This window comes from Kitasatospora arboriphila (genome assembly GCF_039528095.1).
GTDB lineage: Bacteria > Actinomycetota > Actinomycetes > Streptomycetales > Streptomycetaceae > Kitasatospora > Kitasatospora arboriphila.
Map to the genome: position 1 here is coordinate 18,145 of NZ_BAAALD010000035.1, position 14,537 is coordinate 32,681.

Genomic DNA, 14,537 nt, shown 5'->3' on the forward strand with positions numbered 1-14,537 from the left:
GCCCCGGTCGGCCCCGCCCGCGCTGCCCGCGGGCGGGGCCGATCCGCGTTGGCGCGGGGCCGTCCGGGGCGGTGCACTGCTCGGTCGATGGATGAGCACGGGGATCTCGCGCACGCAGCAGATCACAAAGACTTCTTCGCGAAGAACTCTTTGCGAAGAACTCTTTGCGGTTTAGTCTGTGCGGTGTGACCGACGCGATGAAGGGGCCAGAGGGCCCGGACCCTGAAGAGAACTCCGTTGTCCTGGATGCCAAGGGGCTGCGTGCCATGGCGCATCCGGTGCGTGTGCAGCTGGTGGGGCTGCTGCGGAAGTACGGCCCATCGACAGCCACCCGTCTCGCGGAGCGGCTGGGCGTGAATTCCGGGACGGCCAGCTATCACCTGCGCCAGCTCGGCGCGGCCGGTTTCGTCGAGGAGGACGCCGAGCGCGGCAACGCGCGAGAGCGCTGGTGGCGCTCGGTCCATCGGATGACGGAGCTCAACGACCGGGAGCTGGCCGATCGAGAGCCCGAGGCCACCTTGGCCTTCCTGCAATCCGTCGCCACCACCTACACCCTGCGCACTCAGCAGACGCTGAACGAGTTGCAGACGATGCCCCGTGCGTGGCGGGACACCTTCGACATGAGCGACTGGGCCTTGCGGCTCACGCCCGCAGAGGCCGTCGCCCTGCAGCGGGAGTTGAGGGCCGTCGTCTCCCGGTACCGCAGGGACACGCCCGAGGCGGCGACAAGTGCCCCGGAGGGTGCCGAGCGGGTCGGCGTCATCACGCAGATCCTGCCCGAACCGGATGCGCCTGCCGCGTCGCCGCTCCCTTCCGGCGCTCAGGAAGAGGAAGGAAGCCCGACGTCATGACCGACGACGCCTCGAAGACCGGCGGCATCACATCCGGCAGGAGGTCCTTACGCCCGCTGAGCGGGGTGCTGGCAGCCATGGTCGTGTCGCTGACCGGCACGCGGATCTCCGTTGTGGCACTGCCCTGGTTCGTCCTCGTCACGACCGGCAGTGCCACCCGGACCGGACTGGTCGCCTTCTGCGAGATGGCGCCCTACGTGGTGGTCAAGGCGTTCACCGGGCCGCTGGTGGACCGGATCGGCCCGCGGGCCGTTTCCTGGACCACCGATCTGGCCAGCGCGACCGCCGCCGCCGCGGTCCCCCTGCTCCACGCCCTGGACCTGCTGACCTTTCCCCTTCTGCTGGTTCTGGTCGCGCTGATCGGCGCGGCCCGGGGGCCCGGCGACCTCGCCAAGGAGGTGATGGTCCCGGAAGCGGCCGAGCGCGGCCGGGTACCGCTGGAGCGGGCCACTGGTCTGGCCGGTGTGATCGAACGGCTCGCATCCACCGTCGGCCTGGCGGCCGGCGGAGCCCTGGTGGCGCTGCTCGGCCCCCTCACCGGCCTCGCCGTCAACGCGGGCTGCTTCGCCCTCGGATCGGTGATCATCAAACTCGCACTGCCTCGAGGCATGGGGCACGCGGTCGAGGAAGCCCCCTCCCAGGCCGGGGAAACGGGACCCGGCTACTGGCGGCGGTTCGGCGAAGGCTTCACCTTCCTGCGCGGCGAGCCGCTGCTGCTCACCGTCATCGTCATGTGCGGCATCACCAACCTGCTGGACGCGGCGATCACCTCGGTGCTCGTACCCGTCTGGGCCAAGGAGTCCGGCAACGGGCCGACCGCGATCGGCCTGATGGGCAGCGTGATGGGGGCCGCGGCGGTCGGCGGGAGCCTGATCGCCGCGGTGGTCGCGCACCGGCTGCGGCGGCGGCTGGTGGTTCTCGCCGGGTTCCTGCTGGCCGGGGCGCCGAGGTTCCTGGTCCTCGCCTTCGACGCCCCGCCGGGGGTGGTACTGGCCGTCTTCGCGGTCAGTGGATTCGGCGCCGGCTTCGTCAACCCGGTGCTGGGGGCCGTCCTCGTCGAGCGGGTGCCGCGCCGGATGCTGGGCCGGGTCAACGCCCTCGGCGACTCGCTGTCCTGCGCCGGCATCCCTCTCGGCGGGCTGCTCGCCGGGGCGGCGGTGACCGCCGCCGGACTCGTGCCGGTGCTGCTCGCCTGCGGCACCGCGTACTTCCTCACCACGAATCTGGCCGGCCTGCGGCCGGAATGGCGTGAGATGGACCATGCGCGCGGGCGGGACGTCCTCATGCCGCATTCCGAGGAAGGCGCCTCACAAGGCAGTGCGAGTGTAGCGACATGACGTCGACGGGAGGGAGGTGGACCATCTGGCTTGCTTCTCCCTCCCACCCCTCCTTCCGACCTCATCACAATTCACGCAGGTTCAGATGACTGTTGGTCGGCGGCATCCGTCTCAACTCGGTGCCCCGGAAGCTTGACCGCAGCAAGGTCGAGGCGGGTGTCCATGTCGAGGTTGGCCTCCCCGTACGGACGCACGTGCGACCAGAACAGCGGGGTCAGGCCACGCCGATCGGCAGGCGTGAGGAGTCCGGCCCACTCCGGTTCGCCGAGGATGTCCTGAAGCATGAGGGTGTTCACGTAGACCAGGCGGACTGGAGGATGCGCAGGCACAGCATGAACATCTCCTGCTCGTCGCGCCGGTTCGAGGCGATCTCCCCGCCCTTGCCATGGGCGATCCCGATGGACCGGCGGGCAGCTTCGGGTCTGGGCCAGGCGGGTGGCCGGTTGTCGACGGACATGAGACCTCTCCCCCGCCCCCGGATCCAGCAGACCGTGGAGACCCGCTCCCTCGCCGAGGCGCAGCAGTGGTACCGCGACCCGGAGCCGCTCGGCGTCGAGGGGGGGTGTGCGCGAAGCGGCCGGACACCGTGTACCGCACGTCCCGCGGGACGGCGCCGGGGGCGTGGGTCAAGGTGCGGCACGCGGAGACGGTCGACTGCCACGTCGCCGGTGTCACCGGCACGCTCGCCCGGCCGGAGGCGGTGCTCGTGGGGCTGCCGGACGGCCGGCAGGAGGTCACCCCGCCGCGGCTCACCACCGCGCAGGCCCACCGGGTCGCCGCCGCGGTCGCCGGCCGGATCCGCCCGGCACCTGCCGGGCAGGCCCGCGTGCGGATGGCGGCCGAACCGTTGCCGATCGCGGAGGTGCGCGTGGGCGCCGGCCGGCACGGCGGTGCGCGGTTCGTCCGGCTCCTGCCGGAGGAGCAGCCGGGCACGGCGGGCGCAAGCTGCCGCGGGCCGCTCGTCGCCGCCGGGCGCCCGGGGTGGCCCTGTTCGCGGGAACGGACCGGAGATCGAGAAAGTGGGCATCTGCTGCAGCGGACCCGAAAGCAAGCGGGTCGCCAACGGGCGCGCAGCTCGTCTCTGTGGGGTCTTGATGGGCCGTCACCCTCGGGTGACGGCTGGGACGTCACCGTTGAACCTTCCGTGTGCGGCGCGAGTCGTCCGTCTGTGGTGATCGGCCGCGCACCGCGTGGCCTGGATGGCGCTGGTGGGCAGCACGCGAGGAACCGGGAATTCTTCAGCAGCAGGCGTCGGCTTCGCCGGCCCGGACCCGATGGCGTGCCGGTCGCGGGATGTGGCGGCGGGTGGGCTACGGCCGCGGGTGCCGGTAGTCCGGAAGGGAAGCGGTGTTCCTCGCCTGCAGGCGACGGTCCAGTCCGCCGATCGCGTTCATGAGTGGGAGGCGGGCGACGGCGTCGCGGACGAACCGGCCGCCGGCGGTCTTGGGGATCATGATGCGGACGTTGGGCCCGATCTGCTGCTTCCGGTCGACCAGCGGGCGGTGGACGGTGTGATAGCGGCGAAAAGCCGTGCGGTGGTCGCCGTCCGCGGCGGCCAGCTCGCCGGCCAGGCGGTAGGCGCCGACCAGTGCCAGTTCCGCGCCGGCGCCCGACGCGGGGGACGCGCACCAGGCGGCGTCCCCGACGAGCGCGATTCGGCCGTTGTGCCAGGACGTCATCCTGACCTGCCCGAGGGCGTCGAAGTAGAACTCCGGGTCGGCGAGAGCCGAGTCGAGGAGTTCCCGGATCCGCCACGCCCCGTCTCCGGCGAAGCGTTCGCCGATCAGGCGCTTGTGCTCCGCGACATCTCGGTGGTCGTACTTCAGCGGTACGGAGCGGAACATGAAGTAGGCCTTGGCCTGGGCATGATTCCCGGAGCGGTAGATCCCGGTCATGCGGCCCGGAGTGTTGAACATCGTCACCCACCGGTCCTCGCCGAGGGAGGCGTCGGCGTTCGCGAAGGCGAAGTAGTGGTCTTTGAAGCGGACGAACCGTTCCTCCGGCCCGAAGGCGAGCCGGCGGACGGTGGAGTGCATCCCGTCGGCGCCGACGACCAGGTGGAAGCGGCGGGCGGGCGCCTGTTCGAAGGTGACGAGCACCCCGTCGTCGTCCTGCTCCAGACGACGGACGGAGTCGTTGAAGAGGTACTCGGTGTCGGTCACTTCGTCCAGCAACGCGACGAGGTCGCCTCGCATGATCTCCACGGAGGCGGGATCCAGTGTGTCGACCCGGGCGACGGCCCGGTCCGAGGAGTCGACGAACTTCATTCCTCGGACATCGGTGGCCAGCTCACGGACCCGGGACATGATCCCCATCCGCTCGGCGACCTCGACGGCCTGGGCGCGCACGTCCACCCCGTTGCCGCCGGTGCGCAGCGCGGGAGCGCGCTCGACCACCGTGGTGCGGAAGCCGTACCGGGTCAGCCAGTGCGCCAGGGCCAGCCCGGCGATGCTCCCTCCGCAGATCAGGATCCGCTCGTTCATCCGCAGCCCCTCCCGCTAAGCTAAGTGGAATTGACGTTCCATTAGATTATGTGGAAGGTGCGTTTCACTTGTCAACGTCCTCCGGAACTCCGCGCCGGGCCGACGCCCTGCGCAACCGCCGGCTCGCACTCGACGCGGCAACCGCGCTGCTGGCCGAGCCCGGCACACCCCTCACCGTCGAGACCATCGCCAAGCAAGCAGGGCTGGGAGCAGCCACCGTCGTGCGCACGTTCGGCGGCAAGGACGCCCTCCTCGACGCAGCCGTCTCCGGCCTGCTCGCCCCGGTCGTCCGACGGGGCCGCGACCTGCTCGCCGAGACGGCACCCAGACAGGCCCTGGGCCTCTTCCTCCGCGAGCTGATCACCTTCCAGGCCGCACACCACGCCGTCGGCGACCAGTTGGGGGAGCTGAACATGCCCGCTACCACCGCCCTGCGCGGCGACCTCGCCCGGGTGATGGAGGAGATGGTCGAACGAGCTCAGCGCGAGGGCGCGATCCGGTCCGACATCGCTCCCGCTGTCACGACCAGTCTGATCGGCCGAACCACTTTCGCGATCGCCCGCACCCGGCCCCTCTCCCAAGAGCTCATCGATGCCCACCTCGCCGTCCTGCTGCAAGGCCTCCGTCCCCCCACCTGACGAAGCCGTCCAGCTGCGAGGCGAGGACGCACGACGCGCCCGCCCCACGGCCCGGCATTCCCAGGCCCACCCGAACGGCAGCACGTCCAGAGCCCCCCGACGCGGTGGCCACGCGTTTCACCGCCACGGGCACGGCCACCATCGGCATGCCGCCGGGCGCGAACCCCACCTGGCTCAACACCCTGCTGCGGCACGCTCCGAGCGGAAGATCGGCATCGCCACCATGATCACGGCCGACTGCGGGCCGTGCCGCCGGGCGGGCGGATCGAGGCCTGCCGCCGGGCGCCACGACCGCCACGACCGCCACGACCGCCACGACCGCCACGACATGAAGGTCGGCCACCCGCACAACAAAAAAACCGGGGCGCACTGGCGTCCCGGACATTTACCTCGTAGATTAGTGGATTCCATGAGTTCATTCGGAGCGACCCGAAAACATGAACTCGGAAACCTTATGGCGTCAGTATATGCGAGCGGGAGCGGAATTGTCAAACGGCGAAATTCTCCGGGAACAGGAATTCATCGATCTGCTCTGCGGGCGCCTCGCCGAACTGGAGGCACGGGCCGCCGCCGGGGTCGACGCCGCACTGGCACAGGGCGCGACCAACGCCCAGATGCTGCTGGAGCGGGACGTGCTGGTGGCCGAGCAGAGCGGACTGCTGGCCCTCTACTCCTCCGGGGAACACGGGCTCTGCTTCGGCCGGCTGGCCTTCCGGGACGGGGCCGACCACCACATCGGCCGGATCGGGATCCGCGCCGACGACGAGGAGCGGACGCCGCTGGTCGTCGACTGGCGCGCCGACGTCGCCCGCCCGTTCTACCTCGCCACCGGACACGAGCCGATGGGCCTGCGCCGGCGGCGTCACATCACCACCGAGCGGAACCGGGTCACCGCCCTGCACGACGAGATCCTCGACCTCGACGACGCGGAACGCACCGGCCACGAGGGCGCGACCGCCGACGCCGTGCTGCTCGCCGCGCTGGACGCCGCCCGCACCGGCCGGATGCACGACATCGTGCAGACCATCCAGGCCGAGCAGGACCGGATCATCCGCGCCCCGCACCGCGGCGTGCTGGTCGTCGAGGGCGGTCCCGGCACCGGGAAGACGGCGGTGGCCCTGCACCGCGCCGCCTATCTGCTCTACGCCCACCGCGAGCTGCTGGCCCGGCGCGCGGTGCTGATCGTCGGGCCCAACCCGACCTTCCTCGGCTACATCGGCCAGGTACTGCCCGCACTGGGCGAGACCGGGGTGCTGCTGGCCACCCCGGGCGAGCTCTTCCCCGGCGTGCGCGCCACCGGCACGGACACGCCCGAGGCGGCGGCCGTCAAGGGCGGTGCCGCCATGGCGGACGCCCTCGCCGCCCACCTCCGCGACCGGCAGGCCACGGGCTGGCCGGAGCTGCGGATCGACCACGAGGACGGCGTGCTGGTACTGGACCGCGAGCTGGTCGCCGCCGCTCGCGACCGCGCCCGTAGGACGCATCTGCCGCACAACCTCGCCAGGCCGCACTTCGCCTTCGCCGTCATCGACGGGCTCACCGACCAACTGGTGGAGCGGATCGGCGCCGACCCCTACGGCGGCCCGAACCTGCTCGGCGCCGACGACCGGGCACTGATCGGCAAGGGCGTCGCCGCCAGCGCACAGGTCCACGCCGCGATCGACGAGCTGTGGCCACTGCTGACGCCGGAGCGACTGGTCGCCGACTACCTGGAGGAGCCCACCCACCTCCCGGACGCCGACGCCGCGGCCGTCCGCCGCGCCCCGTGCGGTCCCTTCACGGCCTGGCCGTGGACCCCCGCGGACGTGCCGCTGCTGGACGAGGCGGCGGAACTGCTCGGCGAGGACGACTCCGCCCGCCTCGCCGCGGAGGAGGCACAGCGGCAGGAGGCCATCGCCTACGCCCAGGGCGTGCTGGACCTCTCGTACGGCTCGCGCAGCCACGAGTTCGCCGACCGCGAGGACGAGGACTCCGAGCAGCTGGCCGCCCACGACCTCATCGACGCCGAACGGCTGGCGGACCGTCAGGAGGAGGCGGACGGGCGCAGCGCCGCGGAGCGTGCGGCCGCGGACCGGACCTGGGCCTTCGGCCACGTCATCGTCGACGAGGCACAGGAGCTGACACCGATGCTGTGGCGGCTGCTGATGCGGCGCTGCCCGACCCGTTCGATGACCCTGGTCGGCGACCCGGCGCAGAGCTCCGAGCCGGGCAGCTGCGGCACCTGGTCGGCCGCGCTGGGCCCGCACGTGGGCGAGCGCTTCGAGCGGGTGCTGCTGGACGTCAACTACCGCACCCCGGCCGAGATCATGGAGGTCGCGGCGGGCGTGGTCCGGGCGACGGACCCGGGCTTCCGGCCGCCGCGCTCGGTGCGGTCCACGGGGGTCCGCCCGTGGGCGCGGAGGGTGGCGGACGCGGCGGAGCTGGCCGACGCGGTGGCGGCGTGCGTGGCGGCGGAGCCCGTCCCGGCGGACGGCGCGGGCGGGCGGCTGGCCGTGGTGGCGCCGAAGCATCTGCTCGGCGACCTGGCGGCAGCACTGCCGGGCGCCGACTCCGGGCCCGAGCCGGACCTCGCCCGCCCGCTGGTCCTGCTCTCGCCGACGCAGGCGAAGGGCCTGGAGTTCGACAGCGTGCTGGTGGTCGAACCGGCCGACTTCGGCCGCGCGGAGCTCTACGTCGCCCTGACCCGCGCCACGCAGCGGCTGGGCGTGGTGCACAGTGCGGCCCTGCCGGAAGGCCTGGAGCTGGAGGAGCAGGCGCCGACCACGACCTGACGGAACGGGGGTGTCGCCGAACACCACTCGGGTGCTCGGCCGTCGTTCATGCCTCGGGACCCGAGCTGCTGCAGCGGAATGACGCTCGGGCCACGGCACCGGGGGTGGGTGGCGGGGCGGGTGGGGTACGCCCCGCCCCGCCACCTGGCGGACGGTCGGGGCGCTGCTCGACCCGGACGTTCCGGGGCAGCATGACCACCCGGCCGGACGGTTCGTGAACCCTCCCCCGGAGTCTGCGACGCAACGGTTCGGCGTGGGGCGTCGGTGAGGTCACGCTTCCCTCCGCCGCCCCGCGACCGTCACGCAGCTCGGACCCGGCCCGAACGGCGGGGAGACGGTCAGGGATCGGGGACTGCCGTGCGCCCGGGACAACGCCGGGCCTCCCCTTGGTGCGTGGTAGCCCCTGTTGCCGTACGGCGGTGGCGGCCGAGCACACGGGCAGCGGCCTGGCACGCCCGTACTCGACAGCAGCGTGCGGACGATCGGCGAGTCACCGCTCTGAGCAGAGCGATCGGGTGCCGCACGCCGTTGAGGTTCAGCACGTGCTCTCATCGGACAGGCGCTGCCCAGCGAGCCAGGCGAGCTGGGGCAGCGTCTCCCCCGACTTCTGCAAGCCTTCGCAGACGAGCTCCCGCGGATCGAGACGCCGTCCGGCCAGGTACCCCGCAACGGCGAGCGCCCACCGCCCCTTCTTCAGTCGTCCGAGGACGTACCCGACGACAACCGCCAGCCCGAGGGCAATCCTGGCAGTGATCTTCACAGGTACTCCCTTCGCTCGTGCCCGTCTCCATGGCAGTGCCGTGCGGAAGGTGAGACACCTGCCCGGCCGGGTACACGCTGCTTCTGGCCGAGGTCGGCCGGTACGTAACCACGATCGGTTCCCCGTACAGGGCCGTGGAGCCGGCCGGTCACGATCCGACGCCGGTGCCAGGTCGGTGAGGTGGCCCCGCAGCTCCTGGCGGGCGGCGTCGCTGTCGGATCCGGCGCCGAGCGCGTAGGTGGGGGGCGGGGGCGGCGGTCGTGCCACAGCAGGCCGGTGGAGTGCATGGCCTCGGGTGCGGCGCCGAGCCGCACGACGGTGTCCGCGCCTTCCTCCGGGGCGCGGATGATCGGGTGGGTCGCCGGCGCCCTCGTCGCCCTCTCTCCGCGGACAGCGGAGGCCCTCGGACCGCGGTGACGGGCAGGTGAGGGAACGGTCGCGGTGTCGAGCGGTGGTTCGCGGACTGACTGCCGAGAAGCTCCACTACCGGCGAATCTCCGCCTCACGTCACCAGGGGCTGCCCGTCGATCATGTGGGATCAGTCCAGGCTCTCCGTTGCTGTGTGGAGCCGGTTCAGCAGGGCGACCAGTTGTTCCTGCTCGTCCTGGGTGAGTGGTGCCAGCAGTTCGGCGTTGGCGGCTTCGGCCAGGGTGCCGCAGCGGGAGAGGACGGCTGCGCCCTCCGGGGTGACGGTGACGGCGTTCTTGCGGCGGTCGGAGAGGTCGGGGGAACGCAGGACGAGGCCCTGCTTCTGGAGGTGGTTGAGGATGCCGACCATGTCCTTGGGATCGACGGCCAGTCGGCGGCCCAGGTCGGCCTGGGTGACGGGTCCGTACTCGGCGGTGGCGGCCAGCACCGCATGGTGCATCAGCTTCAGCCCTTCCGCCGCGATCGCGTCGGCGACCATGCCCCGGCCTCGGGCCGCGACACGGCCGATGAGCCACGTGGGCAGGCCCTGGATGCGCTGGAGGTCCGTGGTCATGGGCTCACCCTATCCAAAGTCGTTGGACTTCCCAATGACATGCGCCCTATCGTTGGGATGCCCAATGAGTTCGGATCGGGGGAGGTCCTGTGCTGCGCATTCGCCATGAGGTCAACGGCGGGCCGGAAGTGCTGTTCGTCGAGAAGGTCGACCGACCCGAGGCAGGTGTCGGGGAGGTTCTGATCCGGGTCGAGGCGGTCGGGGTGACCCTGCCCACCGTGCGCAAGGTTCGGGAGGGCGGCAAGCCGGTCCCGTTCGGAGGCGAGGTCGCCGGGAAGGTCGTCGCCCTGGGTGCCGGAGTCACCCCCTTCAGCGTGGGGGACCGCGTCACCGGGCTGTGCTTCGCGGACGCCTACGCCGAGTTCGCGGTCCTGGACACCGCCATGGCTTCCCCGATTCCGGACGGCGCGACTGCCGTGGAGGCGGTCGCGCTGGTCCGCAGCGGACTGGTGGCGCGCGGTGCCTACGAGGCCGCGCGCACAGGGCCCGGCGAGTCGGTGCTGGTCACGGCGGCGGCCAGCGGTGTGGGCACGCTGGCCCTCCAGTACGCCAAGGCCGGCGGGGCGGCACGCGTGGTCGCCGCCGTCAGCAGCGCCGACAAGGCCGACTTCGTCCGAGGGCTGGGCGCCGACGAGGTCGTGCTCTACGAGGACGCCGACTGGGGCGCCCCGTACGACGTGATCCTCGACGGTGTCGGCGGTGACCTTCTCGGCCCCGCTGTGCGGGCCCTCGCGACGGGCGGCCGACTGGTCGCCTACAGCTCCGGCGGCGGCACGGTCGAGGCGTACGAACTCCTGGTCCGCGGCGCCTCGATGATCGGCTTCCAGATGCGCGCCATCGCCGTCGGCAAGCCCGAACTCTACGACCGCTGGCTGCGCGAGCTCTGGCAGATGCGCGACGCGGGCATCTTGCGCACCACCGTGCACGAGGAGATCCCCCTCGTCGACGCCGCCCGAGCCCACACGCTCGTCGAGCAGCGCCGCAACCTCGGCAAGGTGGTCCTTGTCCCGTAGTAGCCGCCCGGCCGATCATGTGATGTTGGTTCAGGGCATGGGCGGGGTGATCTGGCGAGCCGGATGGCCGGCCCAGCCCCTCGCCTCGTGCACCACTTCCGCCGAGCGGCGGACCGGACTCCGCCACGGCGGTTCGTCCTGGCGTTTCGGCGCCTGTCCCCCTTTGACGCGGCCGGTACCGGCGGCGGGTCGGTTCGAGCGCCGTCCGCGTGCCGATGAGCACGCACGATGGTGGAGTCCGCCGAGATGCCCACTTGAACCCCCAGCAGCACCATCGCCAAGCCCATGAACCTCCGGGCGCGGGTCAACGTTCGCGGCCCCGCCTGCCCCGTCGGTTCGAATCCGTGTCCCCCGGCCCGCGCCGAATCCGCTCACGACGCGACGGGCCTCGGACGACGCTCCGCAGCGCTGCACAGCGCGGGCCAGGATGTCGGGCGACCCGGCCGTCCCCCGCGCGGCCGGGCCACACCGATGCGGGAATCCGGGGTGGTGACCGCGGGCGTGGCTGGCCTCCGGAAGCCCGTCAGCATCAGGGCGCGACCGCACCCGGCAGAGCCCATGAGCGGTCAGGGTGCTGGTTGAGGGTGGTGCTGGGCAAGCTCCGGTAGGCGCCGCGGTAGTGCGCGGCGAAGTGGCCGGGGTGGGCGAACCCCCACCGCATCGCGATCTCCGTGACCGTGGCGGTGCGCGGGTCGGCGGCCGGCAACTCGGCGTGCGCGGCATCCAGGCGCACCCGGCGCAGGTAGGCGAGCGGGGTGGTGTCCAGATGTCGGCGGAACGCGTACTGCAGCGCCCGTGGCGTGACACACGCGGCCGCGACGATCTGCGCCAGGCCGATGTCCCGGTCGGCGTTGGCCTCGATGAACGCCACGGCGCGGTGCACGGTGTCGGGGGTGGCGTCCGCGCCGTCGGTGGGTGCGTCGTCGCCGGTCATGAGGGTGGTCGGGAAGACGGTGAGGGCGGTGGTGGCCACCAGGCGGGCGGCGGTACCGGCCGGCAGGGGGCCGGCCGCGGAGGGCGGGTTGTCGAGGAGACGGTCGACGCAGTCGGAGGTGTTCCGCCACACGTCCGCCGCCGCCTCGTCGACCGGCCCGCGGGCCAGGAGACGCCATGGCTTCTCCGCGTCTTCCGGCGTCAGGCCGGCGGTCTCGGCGACCAGGGAGGCGGGCAGCAGCTCGGGCTCCGTGGTGACCTCGGCAAGCGCCATCGGCCCGGCGGTGTGCTGCCGACGGCGACGGCGTACCGCATGCCAGCCGAGCGGCGATCCCTGTCCGGCAGAGCAGGCGCCCCCCATGCCTCGACAGACACGCGCATCCGACCGGGCGCTGTTCCCGCCGTGGGGACGAGCTACTTCGTGACACGCGCCACCGTACGGGTGCCCGCCAGGCCGCGTTGGATGCTGACACTCGCAGCGTAGGCGTCGATGATCCCCAGGCCGCGGCCGTGGGTGGCGAATCGGGACCGGCTCCCGCAACCGGAACGCTTCCAGCTGCCCTGGTCCGCGACTTCGATTTCGATGAATTCCGGCCCGTTGCGGAGCATCAACCACACATCGGCACTGCCGCTGTGCAGATAGGAATTGGTCGCCAGTTCGCTGGCGATGACCATCAGTGCGTCCTCGGCCTCTCCGGGGAGGTTCCAGCGGGTGCCCGCTGCCCGGACGAAGCTGCGGAACTTCGGCGCGGCCTCCGCGGAAGCGGCCAGCGTGCAGACCGCCTTTTCGCCGATTGCGCTCGCCTGACCGCTACGGGTTACAGCCGCGGTTGATCGTGTGGAAGTCATGTCGGCCATCTCCCGTTCGCGGTGAACGCACGAGTCGGTGTTCCGCGAGGTGAGGCAGGGACAACCGCTTCCCGTCAGGGGCCGGCTCGGATGTCCGGAGAATCGGCGGGCCGGTCGGGCCCGACGCCTCAACGGCCGGGGAGTGGCTGGCACTGGTCACGCATATCGCTGTACCGCGAAGGACGTACGGCGCCGGACCACGGTTGCGGTTCGCGGTGAATCCTTGGCATCCCCGCGTGAGGCCTACGGATGCTTCGGAATCCTTCGTCCACTACCTGCTGCACCTCGCACATAAAGGCCTCCAGGCACGGCGAGCAGCGGGCACAATGTGTGGAACGTCCACTCCCTCCGCAAATCGGCGGTTGCTCCATCCATCCGGCAGCGGAGGGCGAGACAGAGCGAGGGGCCGCCGCATACGCCGCCGGTCCACCGGCAACGGCCACCGGGGCTGGGGCGGTGATGCGAAAGAGATCAGGCAGCCGAGGAAAGCAACGAGGCTCTCGCCGGCGCCCTGCACCACTCACGAATCCAGGACGAACAGCCTCGCCGGATGCTCGCCGAGGGCACCCGCAGTGTGCGCGTCTTGTCACGGGAACGACGGGCGTCCGGATGGCAGCAGAAGACCTACCCTGCCCATGGACTGGGCCCCTGCCTCATGACGAGAAGGTCGGAGGCCCGGTCTGTCGGCCAGAGGTCGATCCGGTAGAGGAAGTGGTCACCGGGGCCGCCGTTGGTGTCGACGACCGGCGGCCGGGACGGGACGTAGGAGACCCGGGCGCGTAGTAGCCCGGTCGGCACGGCCAGGCTCGGTCCGTCGGCCGGGTCAACTCCCGGGCTGGACACCGTGAGGACGCCCGACAATACGTGGAGGTCGGCCTCGACGACGTGTTCCGCCGTCGACTCCACCGCGGGCGCGGACATGTGAAGGGTGATCAGTGACTCGACGAGGTCGTCGCGGGCTGTTCCGACGGAGATCGAGTGGGGTTCGACCCCGATGCGATGGATGTGGACTGCCTCGCGAGTCCAGCCTGCCGGCGGCAGGTCCGGATCCGTGGCGTGCTCGTCCATCCAGGCGTCGTACGGCTCAAGGTCTTGGACGTAGAACTGCCCGTGATCGGCATCGATCAGGAATCGCAACGAAGCACCAGCCACGGGCAAAGGCTATCGGAGCTCATGTCGGTATCCGATCCGGCCCGGTCACGTCATACGTCCCACCCGCCGTGGAACATGAAGCTGGAGGGCATGACGTCGAATTCCTCGCGGAAGTAGCCGCCATAACCCGGCTCGTCGACGTGCGGCGCCAGAAGTTCGAGGATGGGTGCGAGCCCCTCCAGCATGTCGTCCAGGTCGTCCAGCCAGACCACCAGGACGAACAGCCCCCGGGCATGCCGGGAGCCGCGGGACTGGCGCAGCATGCGGGCGAACTCGCCGCCGGCCAGATATGTGTGGTCGTCCGAGCCCGGCGTCAGCAGAGGATGGGGATGCTCATCGGCCTCACCGGCCTCACCGGCTGGCGTGCGGTCGCGGTCGGTGCACAGGCCCATGTGCCAGCGGAGGATGTCCAGGACTGGCTCCGGCGTGTCATCCCGCAGAAAGCAGGAGAAGACCATCTCGAAGCGCAGGCTCACGAGGTCGTCCTGTACATCTGCGCCGATAGTCGGGGCTGCCACCCGAGTGGTTCACCATGTCACCACGTCGGTGCCGACCGACGGCAGGGCCCACGGCTCCACCGCACCGGTGACCAGGTCGGCCAGGTCGGCCAGGAACTGGATTGCCCCGCCGGTGCAGTGCCACCGAACGGAGCTCCGTGATGCGACGGTGACCGTCCACTCCTGTGGTCCCGCGGGGTTCGTGTTCCGGAGAAAGAAGTCGCCGCTGTTCGAAGCTGCCCGGCGAAGCAGTCCACCCGGGGCTCGGGGC

The 14,537-nt window shown here is 71.4% G+C and carries 14 protein-coding genes; 5 read left to right on the top strand and 9 right to left on the bottom strand.

Annotated elements, in window-relative coordinates; all coding sequences use genetic code 11:
* Nucleotides 1–197: 197 nt before the first annotated feature.
* Both ABD353_RS19080 and ABD353_RS19085 read left to right on the top strand, forming a co-directional pair.
* Nucleotides 198–851, top strand: a complete 654-nt coding sequence (locus ABD353_RS19080) for an ArsR/SmtB family transcription factor (protein ID WP_344624897.1) — start codon at nucleotides 198–200, stop codon at nucleotides 849–851.
* Nucleotides 848–2,188 carry an MFS transporter gene (locus ABD353_RS19085; protein ID WP_344624838.1) on the top strand — a complete coding sequence of 447 codons (1,341 nt, stop codon included), beginning with the start codon at nucleotides 848–850 and terminating at the stop codon, nucleotides 2,186–2,188. Before ABD353_RS19080 ends, ABD353_RS19085 begins: the two co-directional genes overlap by 4 nt.
* A 71-nt stretch (nucleotides 2,189–2,259) precedes the next feature.
* Here the strand turns inward: ABD353_RS19085 and ABD353_RS19090 are convergent, their stop codons facing one another.
* The 3 genes from ABD353_RS19090 to ABD353_RS19100 all read right to left on the bottom strand — a co-directional run bounded on the left by ABD353_RS19090 (nucleotide 2,260) and on the right by ABD353_RS19100 (nucleotide 4,671).
* Nucleotides 2,260–2,484: a hypothetical protein gene (locus ABD353_RS19090; protein WP_344624839.1), complete on the bottom strand. Its 225-nt coding sequence runs from the start codon at nucleotides 2,482–2,484 to the stop codon at nucleotides 2,260–2,262.
* Nucleotides 2,481–2,645 (bottom strand): hypothetical protein, encoded by a 165-nt coding sequence (locus tag ABD353_RS19095; protein ID WP_344624840.1) that lies wholly within the window; start codon nucleotides 2,643–2,645, stop codon nucleotides 2,481–2,483. The genes ABD353_RS19090 and ABD353_RS19095 overlap by 4 nt, the downstream gene beginning before the upstream one ends.
* An 853-nt stretch (nucleotides 2,646–3,498) precedes the next feature.
* Complete coding sequence (locus ABD353_RS19100; RefSeq protein WP_344624841.1) at nucleotides 3,499–4,671, bottom strand: FAD-dependent monooxygenase; 1,173 nt, start codon at nucleotides 4,669–4,671, stop codon at nucleotides 3,499–3,501.
* Nucleotides 4,672–4,739: 68 nt separating this feature from the next.
* Here ABD353_RS19100 and ABD353_RS19105 point away from each other — a divergent pair, with 68 nt between their 5' ends.
* Nucleotides 4,740–5,309, top strand: coding sequence for a TetR/AcrR family transcriptional regulator (locus ABD353_RS19105; RefSeq protein ID WP_344624842.1), 570 nt, complete (start codon nucleotides 4,740–4,742; stop codon nucleotides 5,307–5,309).
* 467 nt (nucleotides 5,310–5,776) lie between these two features.
* Complete coding sequence (locus ABD353_RS19110; protein ID WP_425555199.1) at nucleotides 5,777–8,080, top strand: HelD family protein; 2,304 nt, start codon at nucleotides 5,777–5,779, stop codon at nucleotides 8,078–8,080.
* 535 nt (nucleotides 8,081–8,615) lie between these two features.
* On the opposite strand, the gene ABD353_RS19115 is transcribed toward ABD353_RS19110, so the two are convergent.
* Together ABD353_RS19115 and ABD353_RS19120 are read right to left on the bottom strand one after the other, a co-directional pair.
* On the bottom strand, nucleotides 8,616–8,840 hold the full coding sequence (locus ABD353_RS19115) for a hypothetical protein (RefSeq protein WP_344624843.1): 225 nt from the start codon (nucleotides 8,838–8,840) through the stop codon (nucleotides 8,616–8,618).
* Nucleotides 8,841–9,378: 538 nt separating this feature from the next.
* Nucleotides 9,379–9,822, bottom strand: coding sequence for a MarR family winged helix-turn-helix transcriptional regulator (locus ABD353_RS19120; RefSeq protein ID WP_344624844.1), 444 nt, complete (start codon nucleotides 9,820–9,822; stop codon nucleotides 9,379–9,381).
* A gap of 89 nt (nucleotides 9,823–9,911) precedes the next feature.
* On the opposite strand from ABD353_RS19120, the gene ABD353_RS19125 reads away from it, so the two are divergent.
* A complete protein-coding gene (locus tag ABD353_RS19125) occupies nucleotides 9,912–10,835 on the top strand; it encodes a quinone oxidoreductase family protein (protein WP_344624845.1) in 924 nt (307 codons plus the stop codon).
* Between the two features lie 529 nt (nucleotides 10,836–11,364).
* On the opposite strand, the gene ABD353_RS19130 is transcribed toward ABD353_RS19125, so the two are convergent.
* The 4 genes from ABD353_RS19130 to ABD353_RS19145 all read right to left on the bottom strand — a co-directional run bounded on the left by ABD353_RS19130 (nucleotide 11,365) and on the right by ABD353_RS19145 (nucleotide 14,245).
* On the bottom strand, nucleotides 11,365–12,042 hold the full coding sequence (locus ABD353_RS19130) for a helix-turn-helix domain-containing protein (protein ID WP_344624846.1): 678 nt from the start codon (nucleotides 12,040–12,042) through the stop codon (nucleotides 11,365–11,367).
* A 140-nt stretch (nucleotides 12,043–12,182) separates the two neighbouring features.
* Nucleotides 12,183–12,626: an ATP-binding protein gene (locus ABD353_RS19135; RefSeq protein ID WP_344624847.1), complete on the bottom strand. Its 444-nt coding sequence runs from the start codon at nucleotides 12,624–12,626 to the stop codon at nucleotides 12,183–12,185.
* Nucleotides 12,627–13,241: 615 nt separating this feature from the next.
* A complete protein-coding gene (locus ABD353_RS19140; protein ID WP_344624848.1) occupies nucleotides 13,242–13,754 on the bottom strand; it encodes a hypothetical protein in 513 nt (170 codons plus the stop codon).
* Between the two features lie 65 nt (nucleotides 13,755–13,819).
* Nucleotides 13,820–14,245 (bottom strand): hypothetical protein, encoded by a 426-nt coding sequence (locus tag ABD353_RS19145; protein WP_344624849.1) that lies wholly within the window; start codon nucleotides 14,243–14,245, stop codon nucleotides 13,820–13,822.
* Nucleotides 14,246–14,537 lie beyond the last annotated feature (292 nt).